The sequence below is a fragment of the Marinobacterium zhoushanense genome, assembly GCF_014641945.1.
Lineage (GTDB): Bacteria > Pseudomonadota > Gammaproteobacteria > Pseudomonadales > Balneatricaceae > Marinobacterium_D > Marinobacterium_D zhoushanense.
On sequence record NZ_BMIJ01000002.1, the window covers coordinates 365,602 to 391,401 of the forward strand.

Here is a 25,800-nt window from a genome sequence, read left to right on the forward strand (position 1 = left end):
CACTTGTCAAAAGGATTTCAACCACTTAGCGGTCTCGCCAAACGCCTTGTCAACGACGGCGCGTTCTCGGCAGAAGTGGCGATGGACGCGCTGAACCAGGCCCGCGACGCCAATAAAAGTTTCGTCAGTTTCATCATCTCCCAGCGCTTGGTCAGTGCTCATCGAGCCGCTTGTGCGGCATCCGAGGAGTTCGGCCTCCCTCTGTTGGACCTGGATGCGTTCAGTGCCGATGCGATTCCACAGGGACTGATCGCCGAGAACCTGATTACAGCGCACCGTGCGCTGCCGCTGATGCAGCGGGAAAACAGGCTATTTGTTGCGATTGCCGATCCCACCAACCTTCAGGCGTTGGACGAGATTAAGTTCCACACCGGCATCACCACTGAAGCGGTGATCGTCGAAGAGGACAAACTGGCACGGCGCATCGAGACCTTCCTCGACGGCGGTAGCGAGGTTCTGGAGGAGTTAGACGATGCCGATCTCGACAATATAGAGACGGAGGATACCAGCAAGAGGAAAGAGGAGGAGTCGGCGGAGGAAGCTGCCTCTGATGCACCGATCGTGCGCTTTATCAACAAGGTGCTGCTGGACGCGATCAAGAACGGGGCCTCCGATATCCATTTCGAACCTTACGAGAAAGCTTACCGTATACGTTGCCGTATCGACGGCATTCTGCAGGAGGTCAGCAAACCGCCAACCAACCTGGCGTCCCGCTTGTCGGCACGTTTGAAGGTTATGTCCAATATGGATATTGCCGAGCGCCGCGTCCCTCAGGATGGCCGCATCAAGCTCAAGGTGTCGGACAAACGTTCTATCGATTTTCGTGTCAACACCCTGCCGACGCTCTGGGGGGAGAAGATCGTACTGCGTATCCTAGATCCGACCAGCGCCACCATTGGTGTTGATGCGCTGGGCTTCGAGCCGGATCAGCGTGAGATCTACATGAGCACGCTGCAGCGGCCACAGGGGATGGTGCTGGTTACAGGTCCGACCGGTTCGGGTAAAACGGTCACCCTCTATACCGGCCTCAATATCCTCAACACCGAAGAGCGCAATATCTCCACCGCGGAGGATCCGGTCGAGATCAATATGGAGGGGATCAACCAGGTTCATGTAAACCCCAAGGTCGGCCTGACCTTCGCCGAAGCGCTGCGCTCCTTCCTGCGTCAGGACCCTGACGTGGTTATGGTTGGTGAGATACGTGACCTGGAAACCGCCGAGATCGCGATCAAGGCTGCGCAAACCGGCCATATGGTGCTGTCCACCCTGCATACCAACAGTGCGCCGGAAACACTGACCCGACTGCGTAACATGGGCGTTCCATCTTTCAACATCGCAACCTCGGTCAGTCTGATCATTGCGCAACGATTAGCGCGCCGTCTATGTGAATCTTGCAAAAAACCTGTCTCGATACCGGAAGCCTCTCTGATCGAAGAGGGTTTCACGCCTGAACAGATCAAGTCTCTGAACATATTTGAAGCCAATCATGAAGGTTGTAACAAGTGTAACCGCGGATATAAGGGCCGGGTGGGTATCTATGAGATGCTGGTAATGACGACCGAGATCGCCGAATGCATCATGGAAAATGGCAACTCTCTGGATATACTGCGTGTTGCACGAGAGCAGGGCTTCAGGACCCTGCGTCAATCGGGGCTACTGAAGGTCGCGAACGGCCTGACCAGTCTCGAGGAGATGAACCGGGTAATAAAGGTCTAACCCGACAGAATTGCGCAACCAAGCCAAGCACACAAAAAGGCAACCGATATGGCGACAAAAATCAAGGAAGCAAAACGCATCACCTTTGCCTGGCAGGGAAAAGACAAGAGTGGCAATAAAAGCAAGGGCAAGATAGATGCGGAAAGTATCTCTGCCGCCAAAACACTGCTGAGAAAGCAGGGCATAAATCCAAGCAGAGTTGCCAAAGATCGCGGCGGACTATTCAGCGGTGGACGTAACAAACCGATCAAGCCCCTGGATATCGCGTTTTTTACCCGCCAGATGGCAACGATGATGAAGGCGGGCGTACCTCTAATACAAGGGTTAGAAATTGTTGGAAACGGTGCAGAAAAGATAAAACTGAAAGAGCTGATAGGCAAAATTCGAAGCGATGTCAGCGGTGGTACAGACTTCTCAACTGCTCTGTCCAAGCATCCCGAATATTTCGACGACCTGTTTTGCAGTCTTGTCAGCGCCGGCGAGGCCTCGGGCCAATTGGAAACCATGTTGGATCGTGTGGCGACCTATAAAGAGAAAATTGAGTCCCTGAAGGCCAAAATCAAGAAGGCACTGACCTACCCCACCGCAGTTATTATCGTAGCGATCATTGTTACTGCAATTCTGTTGGTAAAGGTTGTTCCGGTTTTTAACGACGTTTTCAGCGGGTTTGGCGCAGAACTTCCCGCTTTTACTCTCTGGGTAATTGGCCTATCAGAGATAGCGCAAGAGTATTGGTTTTTTGTTCTATTAGGGATTATTGGAGCGATAGTTGCTTTTGTTGAAGCTAAGAAACGATCACAGAAGTTTGCTGACGCAGTTGATCGGGCATTACTGAAGATTCCAATTATCGGACCAATTATCAAAGAAGCGATTATCGCCCGTTTCGCACGGACACTGGCCACGACTTTCGCGGCCGGCGTACCGCTGGTTCAAGCGCTGGATTCTACCGCCGGCGCCGCCGGTAACGTGGTCTATCGGAATGCCACCTTGCAGATCCGTAACGGTGTCTCTACCGGCCAGTCACTGACCAATGCCATCAATATGACTGGCGTATTCCCGGTGATGGTAGTCCAGATGGTATCAATCGGTGAGGAAGCCGGTTCACTGGATATGATGCTGGACAAGGTTGCCAGCTTCTATGAGGAGGCGGTCGATAATGCGGTCGACAACCTCTCCAGCCTGCTCGAACCTTTGATCATGGCAATACTGGGTATTTTGGTGGGTGGCTTGGTTATCGCCATGTACCTGCCGATATTCCAGCTGGGTAACGTGGTCTAAGAATAATAAAATTTTACAAACGAAACGTTCCAAAACATCCGGAGCCCAGTAAGTACGGCGCCTTCGGAAAAACAAATGCCCAGAAAGAGTGTTCCATTCTTCTGGGCTTTTTGTTTATATCGTAAATATCATAAAAAGTACCATTTCGGCTTGACCTAGCACCCAACCCCAACTATTTTATAACGTAAAGTGATTTTAGTGTTCCATTTAAGGTTGGGAGTGAATGTCTCGGGTACACGTTAAGCTGACACGGTTTGAAAAGCTGAATGCCGCCCCTGTTGCGCTGATATTCGTTGATAACGACATTGAGCCGCACAGTGCGTCCTATCTTCTCAGCGTGCTAGATAGGGGACACCCTCTTTCACAGATCAAGACTACGGCGTTCACAATCAAACGATTCTTCGACTACTGCATTGAATATCGGATCGACTTCCCAGCCTGTTTCAAGCGCATGGAACCACTTCCAAGCGGTACGATTGAACACCTCGCAGGATTTCTGTCAGCCCGCATCGATACCGGCGAGCCTGTTGATGAAAACACATTCAAGTACCGATGGAGTCATATCAAGGCCTTCTTGAAGCACGTCTGGCGTTTTTACCAAGAGCGAGTCATTGATCCTGAAGCACTCAAAGCGGCGCAAGTAAAACAAGCCATGATGGAAGAGGCACTTAAAGAGTACGGCACATTCGGCTACAAGGCTGACAAGAAAGATCGCATAGGCCTTACACCTGAATTAAAAGCAGAGTTTTTCAATATCATTTTCCCCGGTAAGGAGAATGATCTAAACCCTTGGAAGTCTGAGCGCATCCGCTGGCGTAACTATTGCCTTTTTCTGACGATGATTCTGGGCAGTAACCGCAAGGGGGAGTCCCTTAACCTGACGATCAATGATTTCTCACTCACCGGACCCGCCAGTCAGCCTCGGTACTTTGAATTCCAAAAGCACGATACCGTCATGTCAAACTACGGGACACGCAGTATCAGACCTGCCCAAAAAACGAAAGGCCGAAGGGTTGTTCTAGCGCCTCAATTGGCTGCCGTCTTCGAGCACTACATCACACATATCCGCCCGAAGTTCGAAGGGGCCAAACGCTACCCGCATATGTTTTTGTCACTCAGAGATGGTGAGCCAATAAGCGTTAACACGCCAAACGAATCACTCAAACAGTTGATAGACAAACACCCTCAATTTAAAGGTCTTTTATCGCCCCACATCCTGCGTAATACCTGGGCGGACATGTTGAATGAAGCACTTGATGAGAAGTATCAACATCAGGGGCCTTTGGCTAAACAAGGCCTGAAAGCGGCGGCACTGGAATACGGTGGCGGCTGGACTAAGGGTAGTGCGATGGTCGAACGATACCCGAAAGGATCCACAGAGCGAGCAGTCGCAGAGCTACATCTACAAATTCACGAACGGATTTTCACCGAGTCAAAGGAGGAGTCGAATGGCAAAAAACGTTGAGTCAATTGATACAGGAGAGCTAGTTACGGCTGAAGTGGCTGAACGCCATCTTATCCCCGCACTTCCTGAAAGAGAGCGTGTTATTACGTCACGTTTTGGTTACCGCTTGGAGTGCAAAGATTATTCAGGCTCCTGGTTGCCCGTCATCAAGACCTTCAATGACGATGCTAAACAGACTCCCGTCAAGACTGCCCCGTTTTTCTGTGGTCTTCCAGAAATAGATCGCATTACCTCTTCCCTATTGACCCACTTACTCAAGCATTACGCCGCACGCACGGTAAATAACTATGCCGAAGGCATCTGGCTCGTCACGTCTCGGCTAATGCAAAGGGAAGTGGTTCAGGAGGCCATGCTTAATGCTATCGCGGACATCAAAAAGGACTCTGATCTCACCGCCATTAAGCGACTGGGTCGCTACTTCTTGATGTATGAGTTGGACGGATATGGGTACGATTTTCATCAAGAGATACAGGCGTTGTCGCGTGGCGGTTCTCAGAACGCGTATATGTCTTACAACCTCAGAGATGATGAGGAAGGACCGTTCATGCGCGAAGAGATGCTTATTCTCAATCGAGCACTGGATGACCCGTTTATCCACCTGGAAGACCGTGTGGTCATGGGGCTGATGATTGAATGGGGTCTGCGCCCCATCCAAGTCGTACTGCTAAAACAGAGCGACTTTGAGGTTCGAGAAATCGCCGGTGAAGCGCTCTACCACATTAACGTACCACGCGTTAAACAAGGGGCCAAACAGCGCCGTCAGCAGTTCACGAAGCGCCCGATCTCTCGCAAGTTAGGCGAGATGATCGATGAACTGATCGAAATCCACCGAGCCGTTTATGCCGATCTTGATATTCAAGATCCGCCACTAGTGATGCGTCGTTACAAGTTGTTTGCGGGACCGAACCCCTATCAGCACAAAGCGCCCATAAAGATACTCAAAGATCAAAATGTGGCTGGCGGCACTTGGGATGTAAATATTGCGAGACCAACAAACGCTTACCAAGATATTTATGACGCGCACGATAAATCCGATATGGGTCACCACGTTGAGCGCGACAATATCCAATATCGCCTGGATGCGATAGTGGATCACCTCCCCCGCTCTCCACGTACAGGACTACCATTTAACCTCTACACATACCGTTTCCGCTACACCAAAGGCACTGCGATGGTTCAGGAGCGCTACACTCCCGCTGAGGTCGCAGATGCGCTCGATCACAGCGATACCACTTCCGTTCGCCACTATTTCCGTGAGACCGCCGAAATTAATGAGCTTATTGAGGAGGCAACCAACCGCCGTGTAGAACAGGGTATGTGGGTTGCGGCTTGGCAGCGAAACGACAATGTAGAGAACAACATTTACGGAGAAGATGTCGTTGAGCTGACCGCCTTCACCACAGTAGGTAAATGCAAAAAGGGATCACCCTGTTGGCTAGAGCCGGCCGTGGCTTGTTACGGCTGTGACAAGTTTAAACCCAACACTGATGTGCAGGGACACAAGAACGCGCTTAACCGCATAGAGGCACAGATAGCAGACCTCGCGAAGACAACATTCGGTGCTGCAAGCCATCAGCTCGACGAAGCACGTGCTGGCTGTATGGCGGCTATTGCCTATGCCGAAGGCGAGCAAGTGGTGTTTATAGAAGACGGCGCCCTCGCGACCAAGGATGAGGTTATCGGAAACGGGATGCAGATGATCGAGGAACTCGCATGACCATGAACCTAAGCACAAATGTAATCGCGTTTGGGGATAAGCGCCTCAGATCCATTCAGGAGAACTACGAACGCCTGATTCAACGCGCTCGTGAACAGTTCCCACTGGTTCAGAAATCAAACCCATATCTGATCGCCGACTACGAAGACACATCCTGGCGTTACCGTGGCGAAACCGTCTGGTTCAACACATTGCCGAAAGGCCGCCGAGCTAATCAGTACCGAATCGACTGGCCTGCCGAGATTTCTGAACTCGTAAAGGCTTTTATTATCGATAAGTTGTTCAGATCCAGAACGCGTAAAGAGCCGTTGTCCGCAACTAGGTTACTAGCCCTCCGTAATTTTGCCCCTACCATGATTGAATCAGGAGTTACGGGGCTTGATCAGATCAATGCTGAATCGTATGACATGGCATTTAATGCGGCCTTGGAAACCTCAAAAGACCCTACGAGTCTTATCCAAGACCTCAACCTGTTCATCGAATTCCTGTGCGACGCTCATGTCTTAAGGTCAGTTATAGACCTTCGGAGTCCAATTAAAGATCAGCGAGTTAAAGAGAAGGTCGGACCGAAAGCAAAAACGTCCAAAATGCCCCTGCCCGAGCTCATTCGAGCCATTATTGCGCTTCGCTGGAAAGTGGAAGAGTCCTTCGACGGCAGTGATCGAATGATCTCAGACATGCTCTGTGTCTACACCCAGGTGTTTGCTTACGCACTAGGACTTCGAGCCGGTGAAATACTTCGAATTCCCGAAGAATGTTTGTTTTGGGACGGCCCTGATCTGCGCTGTCGTGTGTACACCGAAAAGGGGCAGCAGGCGCGTGCGCCCTATGTGCCCACCATTTGGCGCGAGCTGGTTATCGAGATCGTCGATCGCATCAAAAATCTGACAAAAGCCTATCGAGAGCGCGCGCGTGAACTGGAGAAACACCACCGTTTGTCTGAGGTTGAAGAGCGAATAAACAAATGGCGCCAGGCGCGTGAATCTGATGCTCAGGCGCTGCTACAGGAGCTCGACGACTTCCTCTTAGAAAAACGCACGGAAGCAACCAACGCCTGGGCGTTAAGGCGCGCTATTAACCCCGAGACGGAATACTCCCTTGATGAAGTTCAAGGCATTCTTCCAATTTCATCTGATGCTAAGGCGACACCAAGTAAGGTTCAAAACTATAGGAATTGGGAACTTAACCTAACAGTTGTCCCAATCGACCCAAAAAGAAATTCGTACACTATTTCTGGTCAATCCATATGTATTTTTATCAATGAGCAGATCGAGCGCAGGGCCTCTCACATTATTGAGAATGAGTTCTTAAGTATTCTTCACGCTAGAGATGTTCATCGTGAAATTTCAGGTGATAAGACAATATCATCGCTAACAAAAACAGCCGATGGAAGCAGCGCGACCTGTTACACCTTCAACCCAACTAAATTTGCTGGTAAAGGACGCGCGCCCGCAGTGATGAGCCGGGATGATGCTGCTGCAAAACTCAGAGATTACGCGCTGGGCGGATTCGATCCCTATACGAATATTGACCTTTACTCATTTAACGAGTTGTTTCCGGAAATCCCCTTGCTTTTCTCAAGTACAAAATCTGGAAGTCTTAAATCGTTTCAGGATCGAAACCCTCTGTTTAAAATCAACAATAAGCAGAAAATCTATGCCAAGGTAAAGACGGAAGACTCCCATATTCGATACAGCGTGAACGAAGGCTTCACCATTGATATCGAGTCGATTCACAGCATGTTGATTGAGACATTCACCTCTACAAACCTGGCACTCGAAAAAGAGATCTGGGAGCAGGATAAAAAGGATCAGGAAGAGGAAGCCAAGTTTACAGGTACAGCAGTGACGATTTCATCGAAGGCGTTCAGCGTAGAGCAGAATGTCTCTGATTTCCTTTTCCTACGGTGCAGAATCGTCTCCGGTAACGCTAACAGTCTTGTACCAGAGATTCTGAGCTACCAAGCCTTGCGCTACGCGATGCAAGGTAACGATCGCATGGAGTCGATGTTTGAGCGGTACGATGTCAATGTGTCAGAGAAGATCCGCAAATCATGGAGTAGCCACCAGGGTCGGCACTGGAAAACGACATCAATGCTCCGTGCAGGGTTGGAGGCGGAAGTTGTTAACCGCTACATGGGCCGTGAAGCTTCCCAGTTAGATCATTACGATCATAACACCGGGATTGAACGCGCCAAGATTTTGGGCGAGGCAATGCAGGAAAACCAAACGCGTTTCCTCGGTGCTATCCCTCAAACAGTCCGCCGAATGCAACATGAAAATATTCCTGTTAAAGAGATCGACGAGTACTTAGATGAGACGCTACAGACAGCCCAATTTACGCCTTGCGGGATGTGTGTCGGATCGCTCAACCTCAATCCGTGCGAATTCAACATGGGATGTTTGGTTGGCAATGACGGTAACGGCTGTAGTCGCTACATCTTCGATACTCAGGACGCTATTATGCGAGCGACCTTAGCGAACGAAAGGGATAAGTCAGAAAGGGAAATCTCAAGACTTCTGGATGTGCTTGATGCAGGCAACTCCGCCGCCGAGAAGCACATCCTGAGACATGCCACACTGGTCGAAAATATCAGCAAGGTCTTCGACCTTTCGGACAGATTACTGGCCAACAACTCGCAAAAATCCACTGAAATTGCACCGTTCGAAGAAGATGGCTCTCTACCAGAAGACTGTCCTTTCGGTTGTGGAGACGACTGATTATGGCGACCAGCAAAGAACAGTGGAACCTCGCCTACGATCTGCTTAGCCAGTTTGAGCGAGAGCTGATAGATCCAGCACTTTTCAAGTGGGACTACTTCATTGAGAACGTCGGTGCCAGTAAACAGACGTTCATGCGCAACAAGGAGTTCAACGACGAGTTTAAGCGTGTTCGAAACCTTGTTAGGCAGTATAAGAACTCAAATGCTTCGTACTCATTGGAACGCTCTCTGAAAAGCAAGAAAGACCAAGAGATCGATCAATTGAAAGAGCAAATCACTCATCTCGAAAAAGAACTAGACCGGGCTCGTGAGCAGCTCGCCTACGCGTGCTTGATAGCTCGCCGCAACAACATTGATCCAGACCTCTTCATGGAGAGATCGCCACTACTACGTTCCAACATAAAACCTAAAGAAGACTCGAAGCTGGAAGCCAATCAGGTGGTGTCACGTTTAAGAGCCGTGAAGAAAAGGCCGGTTAGCAAATAGCACAGACAAATGCGTTCAAAGTTGAGCAGCGGATTACAGAACGGGAATCCGCCGGCGATCAAGTAGATTACAATCATCAATTTAATATAGGTTATGAGCCTTGATGGACTTTATTAACACACTGACACGCAAAAACTCACTTCGCAAAGCTGTTAAAGATATCGACAGCGTTCAACTAGAAAAAGTAGTGTCTGACCTATCTGAAATTTTAGAGGAGGTCAAAGCCACAGAGGCTGCCAAAGCACACGACGAGCAAGCACGTATAGCGGCCGTACAAGACATCCGAAGAAAAATGCTCGAAGCAGGACTCGCCCTTGAGGACTTAGCAGAAGTAACCGGTATGAGTTCTCGTCCCAAGGTCAAACCGAAATACCGGCTGATTGGATCCGATGGCAAGCCTAACGAGTGGTCTGGCCGTGGACGAAAGCCTGTTGTCTTCCGTGAATATGAAGAGCGTGGGGGAAATATTGAAGATCTCAGGATCATATAAGTCACAAAAGGCCTTTTAAGCCGATTTACTACTCATATATAGAATTCTATATACACAGTTTTTTTAACCAGAGACATAAAATGACAAAAAGTACAGAGTATTTTATTACAGACGAAGAGTTCGAACTTACGATAAAAACTGAGCAATTCGAATATAGGTCGGAGTTGCTCGAATTAACCGGCGCGCTTAACGACCCACACCTAGCGATTCATATAGACCACTATTCCTTTGTTCCAAATGATCAGGTGCGGATTAAAATTTAAGGTGAAAACTTCGATCAGCTTTCTAAGCACTTTAAAGCTTGGGATCAATGCTAGAGAAAAAGCGAGATTAAACGTCTTACAGCGAGGCCCACACTTATTTGTGTGCTCATACTATAGTCAGGAGTTGTTGGATATCCCCTTTTCAGATTTGATACAACTCTTGCAACAGCCCTAGCCCGTATTTTTCATGAAGGTCTAAACAAAAACGGCTGAAAGCCTTATGGTTACTGGTCTCTAAGCAATCCCCACAGGCCCTCAGCCGTTTACAAAATGGTACCACAGACGTTTCAGTTTTCACCCCTTGCCAGGCGCGTTGTTGAGGCTCAGTTCTCCGGCGGGCATATCTCCAGCGATGCCGGGCTGTTGCTGTTGCGCGAGATCGATCGCACCATCGGTCTGTCGAGCAGCCTGACCAAACACCTTATCGACAAGCGACAGTCTGGCAAGGTGCAGCACAGCCTTCACCACCTGCTGCAACAGCGCCTCTACGCAATTGCGGCCGGGTATGAGGATCTCAACGATCACGAGCAGTTGCGCGCCGACTTCGCACTGCAAACCGCCTTGGGGCGTGACGAACGGTTGGCCAGTACCTCGACCCTACACCGCTTCGAAGCCGGCATGGACCGGCGGGCCATCATCGAGAGTCATCGCGTTCTGTGGCATCAGTTCATCGCGAGTCATCGTCAACCACCCGAGCGGATCGTGCTGGACTTCGATGCCACGGATATCCCGTTGCACGGGGATCAACCGGAGAAGTTCTTCCACGGCTACTACGATCATTACTGCTACCTGCCGTTATATGTCTTCTGTGGCCGCTTCCCGCTGGTCGCGTACCTGCGCCCGAGTAAGCTCGACGGCGCTCGGCACGCCGGCGCGATACTCAAGCTGCTGGTCGGCTTTATCCGGCAGCATTGGCCCGATGTACAGATCATCTTCCGCGGCGATGGCGGTTTCTGTCGCCGCCGCATCCTGAGCTGGTGTGAACGTAACCATGTCGACTACCTGGTTGGCATTGCCCGTAATGCGCGGTTGGAAGCGCTCATCGAGCCCCTCTGGCCACGGGTGGAGCGACACCATGCCACGCGACGCAGGCAAGGTCATACCGACTCAACGCGATGGTTCTGGCGTTATCGGTATTGGGCCGGTAGTTGGCACTGTGCCCGTGACGTCATTGCCAAGGCGGAGGTGACCGACAAGGGACGCAATCCGCGTTTCATAGTCACGACGCTGCCGGGATACGATGCCCAGCGCTACACCGAGGAGTACTGTGCGCGAGGCGAGATGGAGAACCGGATCAAGGATCAGCAACTGGATCTGTTCGCCAAGCGAACCTCTAGCAAGCACTGGTGGAGCAATCAATGGCGGCTGATGCTGTCGATGTTGGCGTTCGTTCTGTTCGAAAAGCTGCGGGAGGCCCTCAGCAATCCGGGTTATCGCAAGCTCGGCGTCCAGAACCTGCGGTTGAAGTTCATCAAGGTGGCGGCAGTGGTGACACGCAATACTCGCCGTATCCGCTTCATGTTGAACGAGAACCACCCGGATCGGAACGAGTTCATTCGCTTGGCGCGAACGTTGGCACCAGGATAACGGGTCGGAGCGCCCCCGGCTCGCACGAATGGGGGAAAGGGGGAGTTGCGTCCGGAGTGCGGTCAGAGGCTTGCACAGAAGTCGATTAGCCCCGACCAGGGGGAATCGAGGCCCCTTGGCAGCGGCCTGGGCCGATCCTCATGGCTTCATGAAAAATGCGGGCTAGAAGCACATCAACGCTATACATTACATGAGACGTATATATAGCTAAAAACGACCATTTATGAATACGAAATCACGACCGCCCTCGATATTTTATAAAACAGGCGTCTAGGAATATCGAGGACATGACAAGAACGACATTTTAGTACCGCTTAAAATTGAAAAATACAGCTTTTTTGTGTTCGGTTTTTACTGTAAATAGTGTGTTATAGAGCACAGTCAACAGGTTCCATTCAGTCCAATTTGGAATGAGATCGCACTTTTTACAGAGAACTACCCAAGATTCGATACACTGCTGTGCATAATTGATGTGGAGATACTACAAGAAATAAATTCACAACGCAGAAAATAGCAAATCCATACTATTAAAAAGCAGGTATAGAACCGGCTATAAAAATTACCGACTCTATACCCGAAAGGCGAAACTACTATCGAACACTAAATCAACTTAAAAACAGCACACTGAAGGGGATAGTGTGATATTTCTAATACACGTATCAAAACTTCAAACTAACACCAATCGCAATATTATCCGGTGCTCCTGAATATTGCCCAGTTTCAGCAAACAACATCACAGAATCTCCAAAATGACGTTTAACACCAAGTACTGCTCCATCTTTATCTAGGGTGTCGTTTGTATCGTGATCTTTTTCAACATAGGCAGCATTCAATGTCCAATCTTCATTTGGTTTGAATTGCAGGTTAATTCCGTATACATCGAAGTCACCAGATGGATGATCTCTATCCATTTCATATACTGAGGCAAACTTGAACATACCAGCATCGTAACTAACTGCAAAGGCACTACGCTTATAGTCACGATTAGTAGGAAGCGCCTCCGCTTGCATAATTGTATGGCTAGCGGCTAAATACAAACCACCATTTCGATATGTCAAACGATTAGTCCATACATCTCCGTCGACCCCATTATTTTCATTCGTAGCTACTATAGAAGTACCAAATTGAAATCCGCCAAACTTCGGTGTCGAGTAAGCAAACAGGTCCTCTGTTTGCTCTGCTTGGTTGAAGAATGAAATATTTCCTGATTGGGAGTGAAATCGGTTGTACTCGAAAGTATCTAAGTCTCCATAAACCTGCATCCATTGACCTGATACAGTTCTGGGCGCGACTACTAAAGAACCGTAATCAGTTATCATAATAATTTTTGCATTGCGGATATAAACATTCTCATCCGTAACATCTGATGGACTTCCTAATGCCCATGTAGATCCGTCAGTCTCGTTATCATTTGCAGCTCTTGTGGCATTCACACCCAGCTGATATTTAATTTTTAGTTCATCGTTCAGAATAAAAAGACCATCAACGTTTGATTCAATATCAAACGCCCAAGGCGCGATGTCACGATCAGAGACCTTCAGCGCACCTATATTGATCTCAGAAGAGACATTTATACCTTTATGTACCACTTCAGAAAATACTAGTGCACTAGGAGAATAGCATGCAACGAAAATTGCGGACGATATCATTTTCTTATTCATTATTAGTCCCATATTTTAGAATAATAGAACCCAATAACAATGCCGAAAGCTGACATTATTCATAGGTTACAGGTTGGGTTTTATATATTACTAGCTACGTTTGGTTAGTGACTGTTTATGATTAACGTATATCCTCAACATTCATATCTAATTTAGATAAAAGAGTTATTTCCAAATGATATTTTTAAATAAAAAACCTTGCGTATTCCATAAGAATACGATCAGCACTTTTAAAAGGAAGTTTTATTGATATTTATCTGTAGTTAACATTACTACGCTTTAAATATTAAATTAGTATTCACCACCTCCTTATCATTTTTAGTGTAACCGACAATCAAAATAGTTATTTTCAACTTTTCAAAAACTTATATTGGCATATAACTATTTTTGTGAATACATAACTAAATTTTTAAGCGCTTGTATTAACGCTGTTTCTGATGCTTTTCCTTGTCCCGAAATATCTAGACCACTACCGTGTGCAACAGATCCAAAAAGTACCGGAGTACCTATTGTGATCGCTGAAGCTAGTCTTGGAGAAGCTACTTTCACAGGTATATGTCCCTGGTCGTGATAAAGCGCCAAATACGCGTCATACATACGGTCAGCAAATAATGCATCAGAAGGAAATGGACCTTCGGCGTTAATCCCAATTCTCTGAGCTCCTTCTACTGCTTCGGTAATAAACTCAATCTCCTCCATTCCCATTAGTCCTCCCTCACCCGCATGAGGGTTTAAGCCACATACTCCAATTCGGCTATTGTTAAGACCCAATATTTTCAATGCTTCATCAGTAGCATCCAAGGCATTTAAAATCAGCTCTTTATTTAGAACATTAATTGCCTCCCTTAAAGAAAGATGCAGAGTAGTGTTAACTACTCGATAGACTGGTGACATCAACATAAGGAAAGTCCTTTCACGTGGTGTACCAGTCTTTTCTGCAACCAGGCCGGGATACCCACGAAACACCAATCCAGCCTTGTTGACTGATGCCTCTGTATGCGGCGCAGCTACCACCGCACTTACCCTGCCTTCTAGCGCCAGCTTGATCCCAGTACAAGCGTACTCATAACAAGCCATCCCTGTAGCTGCGCTTATTTCACCGAACTGCCAATGATGAGTGTTCAGCACTGGTACGTTAACGAGAGGTACAGGAAGCATACCGGGCACAACGATTTCCTGTTCGTTTACCTGTATGTCGAAACCACACGCATTAACATGGCGACGCAAAACGCTCGCCTCGCCAATGACATAAAGCTCCATATGATTCCGTACCGATGTGTCCCTAAGGGCCCGGAGCACGATTTCTGGGCCGATACCCGCGGGATCTCCAATCGGAACGGCAACTACAGGCCGACGACTCTTACTCATAGGGGAATGGCCAGCAGAGTGTCGATCTTTTGGCTATCACATACTACGATCCGCTCTGCAAATAACGCTGAATCATCCTGGAACTTTATTCGATCTATATACATGCCACTTGCAAATAATTGAGTGTCACCCGTATGCATGGTGCGCACTACTATGAAGTTAGACGATACGGTAATTGTGCCATTCTGTTCATCTTCAGTTATCAAACGAGCAGCATCACTAACGTGCCTATATCTTTGCTCCTCGTAAACATTGGCCTCTCGTAGTGCACTAATGCGATCGCGGAGCATCCCTCGTGAGTTAGCCCATATCGCTCCGTGCTGGTAGCCTTGGTTATAATCCTCACTATTTGTTACACGGTACCGACCATCTTCTGTGAACAATTCTGGCCAGCGCTCCAAGTCTTTACTGTCAATTGCGGCTGAATAGTCAGCCATCAGGTTTTCAATGAGGTGTCTTTTATTTTCGTTCATGTTTAATCTCCGAAATTTTCTTATGCGTTTGGAACTATACCTTCCATTAGTGAACGATATTTTTTCCAAAAGCCTCGAACAGAGGTTTCTGTCGCACGGAATGGTTGGCTCTCTGCACTTTCCCCTCCCATCATCACTACGGATACATCTTCATCTGTACCAGCAATACCACGCTGTACGAAGTTACCCACAGCACCATCTTCCATGGAAATAAAACCTGCTGGTCCAACTAAATTTGCTTGCTTTAAACGACGCTCGATCATCGCATCATCATCATCTTCAAAACCAATATAGGTCCACACTAATTCAGTTGTATCTACGCTGGTTGGTACAATTTGGCGAACAGCTATAGCGTTATGAATCTGCTGAAGTACCAAGCCTGGAAAAACTGTGAGTATTTGGAGTGTAACACCGTCACCATATTCGTCGATTGACTCCAATAGGCTCCAGTCAGCAAGCCGGTATTCATCTTTCGCAGATCGAATATTTTGATTTCCATATACCTCATTAGATAGGCTAGGGTCGATCATTGAATAGGAGACGTGATGACCGCCACTAGAATCAACAATAATACCTCCTTGTTGGTTAAGGCGGTTTATTTCAAAAGTCGTGAAGAATGTATGGAGAATGCTTGCGTGATAACTATCCTTAGCATTTTCAAAGTAAAGCTTCCAGTTATTATTCAATATTTGCGTATTATGCCCGATAATTCGTAACGGCTTTTTAAGGACACGACGAATCCGACTAGAAATCTCAGAACCTAAGTACTCCTCTATTTCAGGCGCATCATCCGAAAATGACCCGAATACTAAGCCTGAGAACTCGGTAACGCGAAGTTTACGCAGGTTATGATCACCCTTACAGAAATGTTCTGGCATGCCCCCTTGGCGCTTTACTCCTCGTTGGAATGCCACCCCATCCAGGTCACCTTTTAGGTTAAAACTCCAAGCATGATAAACGCAAGTCAGGTTCTCGGCTTTACCGCTCTTTTTTAGGCACAATAGCGATCCGCGGTGAGAACAGCGGTTAACAAATGCATTTAGCTCACCATCTAAGTCACGTGTTACAATTATGGGCGTTTCACCGATTTGCGATACGAAATAACTTCCAGGATCTGGAAGTTCTGCTGCAAGGCAAAGGTAATTCCAAGTAGCACCCTTAAATATCTTTTCATGCTCAAGGTGATATTGAGCTTCATCCGTATAAACGCTGTAAGGTATCGTTGTTACCTTGTCGGATGGCCAGTGAACACCGCTAGATTTAGCTATGATTTCAGTCATGTCGACTATCCTCTTGTTTCATAGATTTCAAGATTGACTTAACTATTGGCCCGAGTGGTTGAGATTTATCCGCTAACATCAGGGCCGGATCGTTAATCGGGCAACCAACTAAACGGCCTGCCGCATTAACATCTTTGCTACAGTCGAACCCGACAACCGCTAGTAATTTCTGATCGGTTCCGATGCAAAAACTTATATGTGTACCGTTATCGTAAGACCTAACGAAAACATCGTGTGGCGTGTCAGGAATTGCACCTACGCCTTGAATACGATGGTCGAATTGATCCGACCAAAACGATGAGGGCTTTTCATACACTCTCATCTCATGGCTAACAGCGTTGGCACCAACCACGTCACCATGGTCCTGAGCATGACGCCAAGATTCCAACCTGAACGGTAATGGACTGTCGCTTGCTTTAAAGCTAGCCACTTCACCAGCTGCAAAGATGTCTTGACAAGACGTCTGGCCGTAAGCGTCGACACTTATTCCGTTATTTACCTCGAGACCAGCAGACTCGGCGAGGGTGGTATTTGGTAATACTCCGATGCCCACCACAACATCATCTGCTAATAACACGGAGCCATCCGTTAACGAGACTTCCAACTCCCCGCTATCCATTTTCCGGATCTTATCTACCGAAATTCCAAGTCGAAAATTTACACCGCGGTCTCGATGAACACTCTCCAGCCGCTCTGCCGTTAGTACATCGCAACTCCGCATTAGTATGCGAGACCCCGTTCCTATCACCGTCACATCAATTCCTCTTTCCCGGGCAGCAGCAGCAACCTCTAGCCCGATAAGACCTGAACCGATGACAACAATCTTTTTGGCGCTGGCAAAAGCAGAACGTAGCCGAGCGGCATCTTCAGCTACTCGTATGCAATGCAAATCGTCGTGATTAATCGGACCCCAAGTGGAAGGAATGGGACGTACGATTGAGCCTGTCGCCAAAATGAGCTTGTCGTAGCGAAGCTCTTCTTTATTTTCCAGTATTAACCTGTGCGTATCATGTTCGATCGCAGTTACACGAACTCCCGTGCGCAACTCTATGCCTTTTTGTTTAAATGTAACTCCCGGTATTAATAATGCGCTATCCCAATCCGCATCCGACGCTAATTGCTGTTTGGAAAGATGCGTACGGTCATAAGGTAAATGGGGCTCTTCTCCGATCAGAGTGATCTCAACCTCTGAATCACTTGCACGTGCGCTCAAGGCCGCGGAGCAACCCGCTACACCTGTACCTACTATTACCAAATGACGCTTATTCGACATTTTCGAACTCCAATTCCTCTGGAGCAGTCAACACAACCTGGTCATCCACAACAGCCACGCTGTATGTAACCATGGCGTGAGTTACTGGGGCTGCACAAGGTTCGCCAGACACCACGTTGAAACAGCCACCATGCAGAGGGCATTCGATAACATCACCATCGAGAAAACCGTCAGACAACCTCGCGTTTCCATGATTACAAAGGTCTCTGGAGGCATAAAATGTCCCATCAACGTTATAAAGTGCGAGGTCATGGCCAGCGACATGTACAGCGATCACATCATCGAGGGGAACATCTTTTACACTGGCTAAAACTAGTCGATTTGGAGTCGTCATAACATAACCTTTCGGAATAAAATCAAGACAATATATCCCTATGGCCCAGAACATAGGTCATTGATTTACATATATTTAAATTATAATTTTGGATTAAATTCGCATATTAATTTGAGTATTGGGCGCTCTATATGTCTGTGGCCCACGATCAAGCTATAAAACGCCCAGTTTCATGGATTTTTATTTTTGTTTATCCTTAAGCAGACGTTGCTGATGGGCTTCCAGCTCGTCAGACCAAACTCCCTTCTCTTTGTAGAATTCCACCGCTACCGGATGAAAAGGAATTACTGCATCAGTGTTCGCATATCCTGCGGGTTTCCACGACGAGAGGGTGCGAGTAATCAGTGGCAGCTCATCAGAATGCTCCCACAGAGCATCCATGACTCGCTTAATGGCTTCATCGTTCATATCAGGGCGGGCGTATAGCGTGGTTTGATAACTAAGCACATACATATCACTATCTTCAATGCCCACGGGACCTGCACTGGCATGGTAGGCAACAAAAGCAGGGCCAACTTTTTGTGAACGGATCATTGCATCAGGCGAAGGATCAATTGGGAGGAGTCGAGCACCAGATTGAGCATCTAGCTCCTGAAGGATACCACTACCAACTGAGCCGACAGCAGCGTCTGCACGGCCTTCCATCACCGCACGAACTCCCTCCGGGTAACTCGATACACGAACCACCTCAATGTCATCCGTGGAAAGACCTGCGTTGGCTAGTGCCGCAAGCGCAGTTTTCGTCGATCCAGCAAAAGCGCCGTAATCAGCCACCACTCGACGACCTTTTAAGTCACCAATCGAGTTAATATTGTCAGTTTTTCGTGTAACAAAGGACAGGCGGATGGTAGATCCCAGCATTAGAGTGCGCATGTCATAACCCTTGCCTCCGTTCGCCCCACTAAAAGGGCCCTCTGCGTCGTATGCTAGCTTGGCCTCTACAGGGCTCGCGATTCCCAAATCAGCTTCCTGTGTCATGAACATTGGGAAAAATACAGACCCGGACTGCGGGAGCACATCTACTCTATCGCCACTATATTTTCCGATAGTTGATGCCAACGCCTGAGCTTGGGTATAAAACAAACTACCAGCTGGATTTCCACCCATCACAATTATTTCGGCTGAAGCGAACGAAGCTGTCACGCTTAATAAGGTACCAGCCATCACTTTCAGAAGATAACCTCGAATTTGCATTGCGCTCATCATTATTTCCTCTTGTTATTTTATTCTCTGCTTTATTACATCAGAAACGGAATCCGATATTTAATTCACTCAAGTCAAATATGTACTAATTTTCCATTCCTCATTTTTTGCAGATAGTTCAATCCAATCAAAACTGACAGCGTTAAAAGGCATACTAACCAGGATGTAGACCCTACCCAAAATGCCAAGATGCCAACAGCAAACGCGACCAAACGAAGAAGTGAACTTACTACGCCAGACCAATATCCAACCAAGCTAATAGAGAGAAGAAACACACCAACAGAACCTGCGAGTACTGCTTGCACTATCTCCAAAGTTCCTCCCTGCATAAGGAAGGCGTCATTAAAAACAAAAACAAATGGGATCAGATACGCAATCACAGCAAACCGGAGTGCATAGAATGCAGTCGACCAGGGTCCTGAACCCGCAATGGATACAGCCACAAAAACCGCGAGACACACTGGTGGAGTAAGGAACGACAGCGTACCGAAGTAGAAAACAAACATATGAGCAGCAAGTTCATTCACCCCAACCTGAGTGAGTGCTGGTCCCACAAGAATCACCAGAATGATGTAAGTAGCAGTCACGGGGACACCCATTCCGAGCACTATGCAACCTACAGCGGCAAACATAAGTAGCAGCCAAACATTGCCTCCGGCCAAAGTGACCAAGTTTTGGGATAGGCTCGACCCCAACCCAGTCAAGCCCAGGCAACCCACCACCAAGCCAGCAACCGCACACATCACAGCAATGAATACAACCGCCTCACCAGCGACCGAGAGCACTTTCAAATATTGGGTGAAGGCTCTACGCATTCTCGGCACCAGCAGACTAATTGCAGCTGTTGCCGCCGTTGCAGCAAAAGCAGAACTTTCTGGACTCTGCATGAGGCCGAACAGCACATATAGCAACACAGCAAAAGAAAACGCGACGGGAGCCACCTGCAATAGAGCGCTTTTCAACGGAAGCACTTCGCTACCGTGCATTGCTGAAATTCCGCTTTTCCCAGCCTCTAAGTCGACCTGTAAATATACACATAGGTAGAACAAAAGTGCCGGGATAGCTGCGGCTATAGCGATCGCGCTATATGGGACACCTAAAAACTCCGCCATCAAAAAGCCGGTCGCAGCCATAACCGGAGGTAGAACAAGCCCTCCTGTAGAAGCAACTGCTTCTATAGCGCCGGCCTTAGCACCGGTATAACCAACTTTCTTCATCATAGGAATGGTGATCATTCCTGTCGTTGCAACGTTAGCTGAAGCACTGCCTGACAACGAACCAAAAAGGGCACTAGATAGAACCGCGACTTTAGCCGGTCCTCCTCGCCGCTTACCCATAAGCGCGAATGAAAAATTCGAAATAGCATCGCCCCCGCCAACCATGAACAACACCTGCCCAAAAAGAACAAAAGCAGTAACGATGGTTGCAGCAACATAAAGCGGAGTACCGAGAACCGCATCAGTGCCTAAAAAGTTGTATATCAGAAGTCGCTCGAATGGTATCGAACGCGTCTCAAACATACCGGATAAATAATGCCCAAAGAATGCATAGGCCAATGCAACCAAGGCAACAATTACCATTGTCAATCCAGCTAATCGACGCGCAGCCTCCAATAAAACAAACAAACCGATGGCACTCAAAATAGTTTTATCAATGGTAATCAAACCCATCATTTCAATCATTTCGTGGTACCAAATCGCGGTATAACCGCCTACCCCCAATGTAGCTAGAATTAAAATCACGTCGTACCAAGGTACTTTAGATTTATCCGCATTTTGGGTTGCCGGCTTGATCATGAAGGTCAGCATCAGACATAGAGTGAGAAAAAACGCTAAGAACTGTTCTTTGTATATGATCAGCCCAAACTCAGGCAGCAAGCGCAAAGCGTAAACTACTGCTGACAAGGGGACCATTGCTGCCATAACTACCAGCAGACTGGCGGATGGCCCAGAAAGTGTTCGCCTATCAGAGTTCATGCCCCACTCCCAACTTCACGCCCGACAGCCTAAAGAATGACCAGAAATACCGCGGCTTCACCCTAGAAGCATAGACTTCTACAGAATACATAACGCCCCTTGTTTTCATTTTAGTAATTTTTATTACGATATTGAAATTATCATCGCGAAATTTGATTGTCAAGCAGAGTCCGGCCTCGGCTTCTATGAGATGAATCAAAGTCACGAATGTTAGGCAGGGGCAACTACAGGAATCTACTAACAAATTAGGTCACATCGAAAAACGCTATGCGTTCAACCTAGAAGGATATCTATGAGCTGTGTCATCATTACCCTAGCGATGAAACAGAAAGGTTCAATAAGGACAGGACATGAACGCCCCAAGCGTCGACAAAAATTCAGATAGAGCCCAATCACTTCACAAAGGATTGTTGGTACTACAAAGCTTTTCTGATGGCCGAGCTGAAATGACGCTGAGTGAAGTCGCAGAAAACGTAGGACTGAATTTAGCTACAACTAGACGTTTTCTATTGACGTTGGTTGACCTCGGTTACTTATCGGTAGCAGGCAAACGCTATAGCCTTACGCCCAAAGTACTGACGCTTGGGTACAATTACCTATCTAATCTACCTTGGTGGCAATTAGCCAATCCTGTTGCTGAGGATATTTCACGAAGGCTTAACGAATCGTGCTCGATCGGGGTACTTTCAAAAGACCAACTGATAATCGTCGCTCGAGCTCAGGGCCCGAGAGAATTGAACATTAACCTAAGTCCTGGACGAGTAGTCCCTGTACACACAGTAAGTATTGGCCGAGTATTGCTTGCAGAGCTTAGTGATGAAGAAATCAGTACCTTTTTTTTGCGCAATCCTCCGGTCGCTCTTACTCCTTACACCATCACTGATGTGGACCAAATCCGAGAAGCATTGACCCAAGTGAAACAGCAAGGCTATGCGGTAGTGGATCAAGAATTGGATATTGGTTTACTAGCAATAGCAGTACCAATTCGTGACAGTCGAGGTATCGCTGTTGCAGCCATTGGAGTCAGTACACAAACCGAACGCCAATCCCGTGAAGAATTGCTCAGAGTGGTGTTACCTATATTACAAGATGGAGCGAAGAGGATTGGGTACGCGGTTTGAGGCTTAGACGTGTCCCCGTTTCGGGGCAAGTCCAAGCCGCAGTATAAAGTGACATGACAATCTGTGTAAATTTTGTCAGCGAGAACAAGCTCACCTGTGCGAAATTGGTGGGTATATCTGCCAAAGCACCGCCAGGTGTTGATCAGCGCGCAAAAATGATCAGGTTTCCGGGGTTTTCAGCGTCGAAAATTGACCACCCCGGAGTGTGTGCAACCATCCAGCCCTTTGGCTGGAGAACCTGGGGTGTTAATCATGGAAAGCGTGCTGAAAATACGGCGCATGCATCAGGTCGACGGTCTCTCGGTCAGTGCCATCGCCCGGCAGCTCAACCTGTCTCGCAATACCGTGCGCAAATACCTGCGCCAAACCCTCTCTAAACCGCCAGCCTACCGTCGGGAACAGCCGGCCAAGCCCAAGCTCGGTGAATTTGAAGCGATCCTCGGTGACTGGCTGGAAGCCGACAGCAAGCTACCCAAGCGCCTTCGTCGCAGCGCCACACGACTGCATGAGGATCTTCAACGCCAGGGCTACGCAGGTGCTTATGACAGCGTTCAGCGCTTCGTTAAACGCTGGAAGGCACTGCCTGCCTTAAAGGGTGCCTACGTTCCGCTGGCGTTCAATCCCGCTGAGGCTTACCAGTTCGACTGGAGCGAGGAGGAGGTCGAACTCGATGGCAGTGTGCAGCGTCTCAAGGTCGCCCACTTTCGCCTGGTGTACAGTCGGATGCCCTTCGTCATCGCCTTTCCCCGCGAAACCCAGGAGATGGTCTTTGCCGCTCACGATGCGGCCTTTGCCTACTGGGGAGGCGTGACCCATCGGGGTATCTACGACAACCTGAAGACCTGTGTCGATGCGGTGCTGTCCGGTAAGGAACGGCGCTTCAATGCTCGCTTCCTGATGTTGATGAGCCACTACCTGATCGAGCCGGAGGCTTGCACGCCCGCTGCGGGCTGGGAGAAGGGACAGGTCGAGAAGCAGGTGCAGGATGTCCGTCGTCGGTGCTTTACGCCTCGACGCAAAGCCAAAGACCTGTGCGCGCTCAATCAGCAATTACAGGCCGAGGTGGAGCAGCATGCTCGACAACATCCGCATCCCCAACAGCCGGAACTGACGGTCTGGCAAACGTTTGAAGCCGAGTGTCAGCAACTTCGTCCGTTGGCGGCACCGTTCAATGGTTATGTTGAGCGTGAGGTCCGTGCCGATAGCACCTGCCTGGTACGCTTCGATCGCAACGCGTATAGCGTCGACAGCCGTTATGCCAACCGGCACGTCACCCTGCGTGTGTTCGCGGACCGGCTGGTCGTGATGGCCGAAGGCCAACAGATAGCGGATCATCCCCGACTATTTGGTCGCAACAAAACCCAATACAACCCGTGGCATTACTTGGCGCTGTTGGAGCGCAAGCCCGGTGCGCTGAGGAACGGTGCTCCGTTCCAGACTTGGGCGTTGCCGGAATCGGTTGTACGGGTTCAACGGCTGTTGTTGAACCGCAAAGGAGGTGACCGGGATATGGTCAGCTTGCTGCTGGCTGCGCAGCAGGACGGCCTGGATGCGCTGGAGGCAGCTTGTCGCAAGGCACTTGAGAACCCCAGCGTGACCGCGGCGCTGGTGCTCAACCAGTTGCAGCGACTGCGTCAACCAGAGGTCGCCACTCGCGCCATCGACACCCAGGTTATCCCCTTATCGGTGGTCCCGGTGGCCAACTGCGCGCGCTACGACCAGCTGCGTAAAGGAGGGCGTCATGCAGATCACTGAGATCCACGCACGCCTGAAGGCGCTGAAACTGTTTGGCATGGCCTCTCGCTGTGACGAACTGCTGCACAAACCGGAGCGTCATACGCCGCCACCGGAGGTCTGGCTTCGACACCTGATCGAAGCCGAAGAAACCGACCGGAAAGCCCGTTCGATCCGCTATCAGATGGGTATTGCCAAGTTCCCGCTGGCACGGGACCTGGATGGTTTTAACTTCGACGAAGCTCTGGTTGAACAAGGACAGATCGAAGCCCTGTACCAGGGGCAGTTCATGGCGCAGGCCCATAACCTGCTGCTCGTGGGTGGCACCGGAACGGGCAAAACCCACCTGGCTATCGCCATCGGGCGTCATGCCGTTCGTCAGGGAAAGCGGGTTCGGTTCTTCAGTGTGGTGGATCTGGTCAACCAACTGGAACTGGAGAAAGCGGCGGGGCGATCAGGTCAGATCGCCAATCGGTTGCTGAACGTGGACGCGGTGATCCTGGATGAACTGGGCTATCTGCCCTTTGCCGCCTCCGGCGGAGCCTTACTGTTCCACCTGATCAGCAAACTCTACGAACGGACCAGCTTGATCCTAACGACCAACCTCGACTTCGGAGAATGGGTACAGGTGTTTGGCGATGAGAAGATGACCACTGCCATGCTGGATCGCATCACCCATCACTGCGAAATCATCGAGACCGGCAACGAGTCATATCGGTTCCGGAAACGACTACAAAAGGGCTAACTGACCTGGTCAAAATTGGCCGATGAAACCTGGTCAATTTTCAACGCTGATTGACAGATACGGAGAAGTGGTCGAAATCTTGGCGTATGAGTAACTGGTAGAGATGTGTATCGAACTTCATGTGCTGCTAGCTGGCCCTGTGACTGGGAGGTCAATCAAGTTGATTACTGATATCCGTATCCTGTCCGAACAGAAATTTTCAATAGAGTTTGAAATCACATAATAAGATGTCCCTAATATGGGGACATTGTAGCGCGTCCCTAAGATAGGGACAATGGATAAGTCGACAAAGAATTCTCGTTACGCCCAGCTCATTGAATGGCTGCGGCAAGAACGCATCAATCGAGGCCTGACGGTAAGGGATGTCGGAAAGCTGATTGATGAGCCGTTTCAGTTTGTAAGCAAAGTGGAGAACATTGAACGCAAGCTCAATGTGTATGAGTTCGTTCAATATTGTGAGGCCTTGGGAATGGACCCCAAAGAAGGCATTAAGTTAATCGAATCAACAAAAGCCGGTCCAGTTGCCAATGAGGATCAACTATCTGAGAACTGACAGCGGACGAAGTAGTCTTCCTGTTGATTCTTAGATAAACAGCCAGTCGCTATGGATGACATTCCCAATACAGCCGCTCGCTGAGTCTGCCCTGCATTAGTACTTATCATCTGTGTTGAATATTTGGATGCAATGAGCGAGACACAAGGAAATCGGCTTATCCAAAGACAACCTGACCCTGAATGCGGGTATCGATAGAAGCCATATCGGACATATCGAGAGAGGTGAGGTTGACCTCACCTTTGAGAATCTTTACAAGCTCGCAGCCTGACTAGACTAGCCTCCTCGGGATTCGTTGCCCTGAAGCGTTCCTTCTAAGGCACCGCCACCCCGAAGCTAAACCTCAGCCGCTCAC

The 25,800-nt window shown here is 48.8% G+C and carries 21 protein-coding genes; 13 read left to right on the forward strand and 8 right to left on the reverse strand.

The window, feature by feature from the left end; all coding sequences use genetic code 11:
• Nucleotides 1-3 precede the first annotated feature (3 nt).
• From pilB to IEX40_RS05935, 8 genes are all read left to right on the forward strand, one after another.
• The gene (gene pilB / locus IEX40_RS05900; protein WP_188746242.1) at nucleotides 4-1,716 is read left to right on the forward strand and encodes a type IV-A pilus assembly ATPase PilB; all 1,713 of its coding nucleotides are present in this window, start codon (nucleotides 4-6) and stop codon (nucleotides 1,714-1,716) included.
• A gap of 48 nt (nucleotides 1,717-1,764) precedes the next feature.
• On the forward strand, nucleotides 1,765-2,994 hold the full coding sequence (locus IEX40_RS05905; RefSeq protein ID WP_188746244.1) for a type II secretion system F family protein: 1,230 nt from the start codon (nucleotides 1,765-1,767) through the stop codon (nucleotides 2,992-2,994).
• Nucleotides 2,995-3,217: 223 nt separating this feature from the next.
• Nucleotides 3,218-4,459, forward strand: coding sequence for a site-specific integrase (locus IEX40_RS05910; RefSeq protein ID WP_188746246.1), 1,242 nt, complete (start codon nucleotides 3,218-3,220; stop codon nucleotides 4,457-4,459).
• Entirely contained in the window at nucleotides 4,443-6,176 is a 1,734-nt protein-coding gene (locus IEX40_RS05915) for a site-specific integrase (protein ID WP_188746248.1), read from the forward strand. The genes IEX40_RS05910 and IEX40_RS05915 overlap by 17 nt, the downstream gene beginning before the upstream one ends.
• Nucleotides 6,173-8,896, forward strand: coding sequence for a hypothetical protein (locus tag IEX40_RS05920; protein WP_188746250.1), 2,724 nt, complete (start codon nucleotides 6,173-6,175; stop codon nucleotides 8,894-8,896). The genes IEX40_RS05915 and IEX40_RS05920 overlap by 4 nt, the downstream gene beginning before the upstream one ends.
• A 2-nt stretch (nucleotides 8,897-8,898) precedes the next feature.
• Nucleotides 8,899-9,384 (forward strand): hypothetical protein, encoded by a 486-nt coding sequence (locus tag IEX40_RS05925; protein ID WP_188746252.1) that lies wholly within the window; start codon nucleotides 8,899-8,901, stop codon nucleotides 9,382-9,384.
• A 103-nt stretch (nucleotides 9,385-9,487) separates the two neighbouring features.
• Nucleotides 9,488-9,874, forward strand: a complete 387-nt coding sequence (locus IEX40_RS05930) for an H-NS histone family protein (protein WP_188746254.1) — start codon at nucleotides 9,488-9,490, stop codon at nucleotides 9,872-9,874.
• A gap of 533 nt (nucleotides 9,875-10,407) precedes the next feature.
• Complete coding sequence (locus IEX40_RS05935) at nucleotides 10,408-11,724, forward strand: IS1380 family transposase (RefSeq protein ID WP_188746255.1); 1,317 nt, start codon at nucleotides 10,408-10,410, stop codon at nucleotides 11,722-11,724.
• A 659-nt stretch (nucleotides 11,725-12,383) separates the two neighbouring features.
• Here IEX40_RS05935 and IEX40_RS05940 read toward each other — a convergent pair.
• The 8 genes from IEX40_RS05940 to IEX40_RS05975 form a co-directional block, all read right to left on the reverse strand.
• Nucleotides 12,384-13,385 carry a porin gene (locus tag IEX40_RS05940; protein ID WP_188746258.1) on the reverse strand — a complete coding sequence of 334 codons (1,002 nt, stop codon included), beginning with the start codon at nucleotides 13,383-13,385 and terminating at the stop codon, nucleotides 12,384-12,386.
• Nucleotides 13,386-13,766: 381 nt separating this feature from the next.
• Nucleotides 13,767-14,645, reverse strand: a complete 879-nt coding sequence (locus tag IEX40_RS05945) for a PdxA family dehydrogenase (protein WP_188746260.1) — start codon at nucleotides 14,643-14,645, stop codon at nucleotides 13,767-13,769.
• Nucleotides 14,646-14,749: 104 nt separating this feature from the next.
• Entirely contained in the window at nucleotides 14,750-15,226 is a 477-nt protein-coding gene (locus IEX40_RS05950; RefSeq protein ID WP_188746262.1) for an aromatic-ring-hydroxylating dioxygenase subunit beta, read from the reverse strand.
• Between the two features lie 20 nt (nucleotides 15,227-15,246).
• Nucleotides 15,247-16,506, reverse strand: coding sequence for an aromatic ring-hydroxylating dioxygenase subunit alpha (locus IEX40_RS05955; protein WP_188746263.1), 1,260 nt, complete (start codon nucleotides 16,504-16,506; stop codon nucleotides 15,247-15,249).
• The gene (locus tag IEX40_RS05960; RefSeq protein WP_188746265.1) at nucleotides 16,499-17,779 is read right to left on the reverse strand and encodes an NAD(P)/FAD-dependent oxidoreductase; all 1,281 of its coding nucleotides are present in this window, start codon (nucleotides 17,777-17,779) and stop codon (nucleotides 16,499-16,501) included. The genes IEX40_RS05955 and IEX40_RS05960 overlap by 8 nt, the downstream gene beginning before the upstream one ends.
• On the reverse strand, nucleotides 17,769-18,113 hold the full coding sequence (locus tag IEX40_RS05965; RefSeq protein ID WP_188746267.1) for a non-heme iron oxygenase ferredoxin subunit: 345 nt from the start codon (nucleotides 18,111-18,113) through the stop codon (nucleotides 17,769-17,771). Before IEX40_RS05965 ends, IEX40_RS05960 begins: the two co-directional genes overlap by 11 nt.
• Before the next feature lie 180 nt (nucleotides 18,114-18,293).
• Nucleotides 18,294-19,319, reverse strand: coding sequence for a TAXI family TRAP transporter solute-binding subunit (locus tag IEX40_RS05970; protein WP_229680615.1), 1,026 nt, complete (start codon nucleotides 19,317-19,319; stop codon nucleotides 18,294-18,296).
• Between the two features lie 71 nt (nucleotides 19,320-19,390).
• Entirely contained in the window at nucleotides 19,391-21,238 is a 1,848-nt protein-coding gene (locus IEX40_RS05975; protein WP_188746271.1) for a TRAP transporter permease, read from the reverse strand.
• A gap of 404 nt (nucleotides 21,239-21,642) precedes the next feature.
• Between IEX40_RS05975 and IEX40_RS05980 the strand changes: the two genes are divergently transcribed.
• The 5 genes from IEX40_RS05980 to IEX40_RS22160 all read left to right on the forward strand — a co-directional run bounded on the left by IEX40_RS05980 (nucleotide 21,643) and on the right by IEX40_RS22160 (nucleotide 25,716).
• On the forward strand, nucleotides 21,643-22,413 hold the full coding sequence (locus tag IEX40_RS05980) for an IclR family transcriptional regulator domain-containing protein (protein WP_188746273.1): 771 nt from the start codon (nucleotides 21,643-21,645) through the stop codon (nucleotides 22,411-22,413).
• A 252-nt stretch (nucleotides 22,414-22,665) separates the two neighbouring features.
• Entirely contained in the window at nucleotides 22,666-24,168 is a 1,503-nt protein-coding gene (gene istA, locus IEX40_RS05985) for an IS21 family transposase (RefSeq protein WP_373286477.1), read from the forward strand.
• Nucleotides 24,155-24,892 carry an IS21-like element helper ATPase IstB gene (gene istB, locus IEX40_RS05990; protein WP_188746277.1) on the forward strand — a complete coding sequence of 246 codons (738 nt, stop codon included), beginning with the start codon at nucleotides 24,155-24,157 and terminating at the stop codon, nucleotides 24,890-24,892. Before istA ends, istB begins: the two co-directional genes overlap by 14 nt.
• Nucleotides 24,893-25,166: 274 nt before the next feature.
• Nucleotides 25,167-25,445: a helix-turn-helix domain-containing protein gene (locus IEX40_RS05995; protein ID WP_188746279.1), complete on the forward strand. Its 279-nt coding sequence runs from the start codon at nucleotides 25,167-25,169 to the stop codon at nucleotides 25,443-25,445.
• Nucleotides 25,446-25,596: 151 nt separating this feature from the next.
• A complete protein-coding gene (locus IEX40_RS22160) occupies nucleotides 25,597-25,716 on the forward strand; it encodes a helix-turn-helix domain-containing protein (protein WP_188746678.1) in 120 nt (39 codons plus the stop codon).
• The last annotated feature ends 84 nt before the right edge of the window (nucleotides 25,717-25,800 follow it).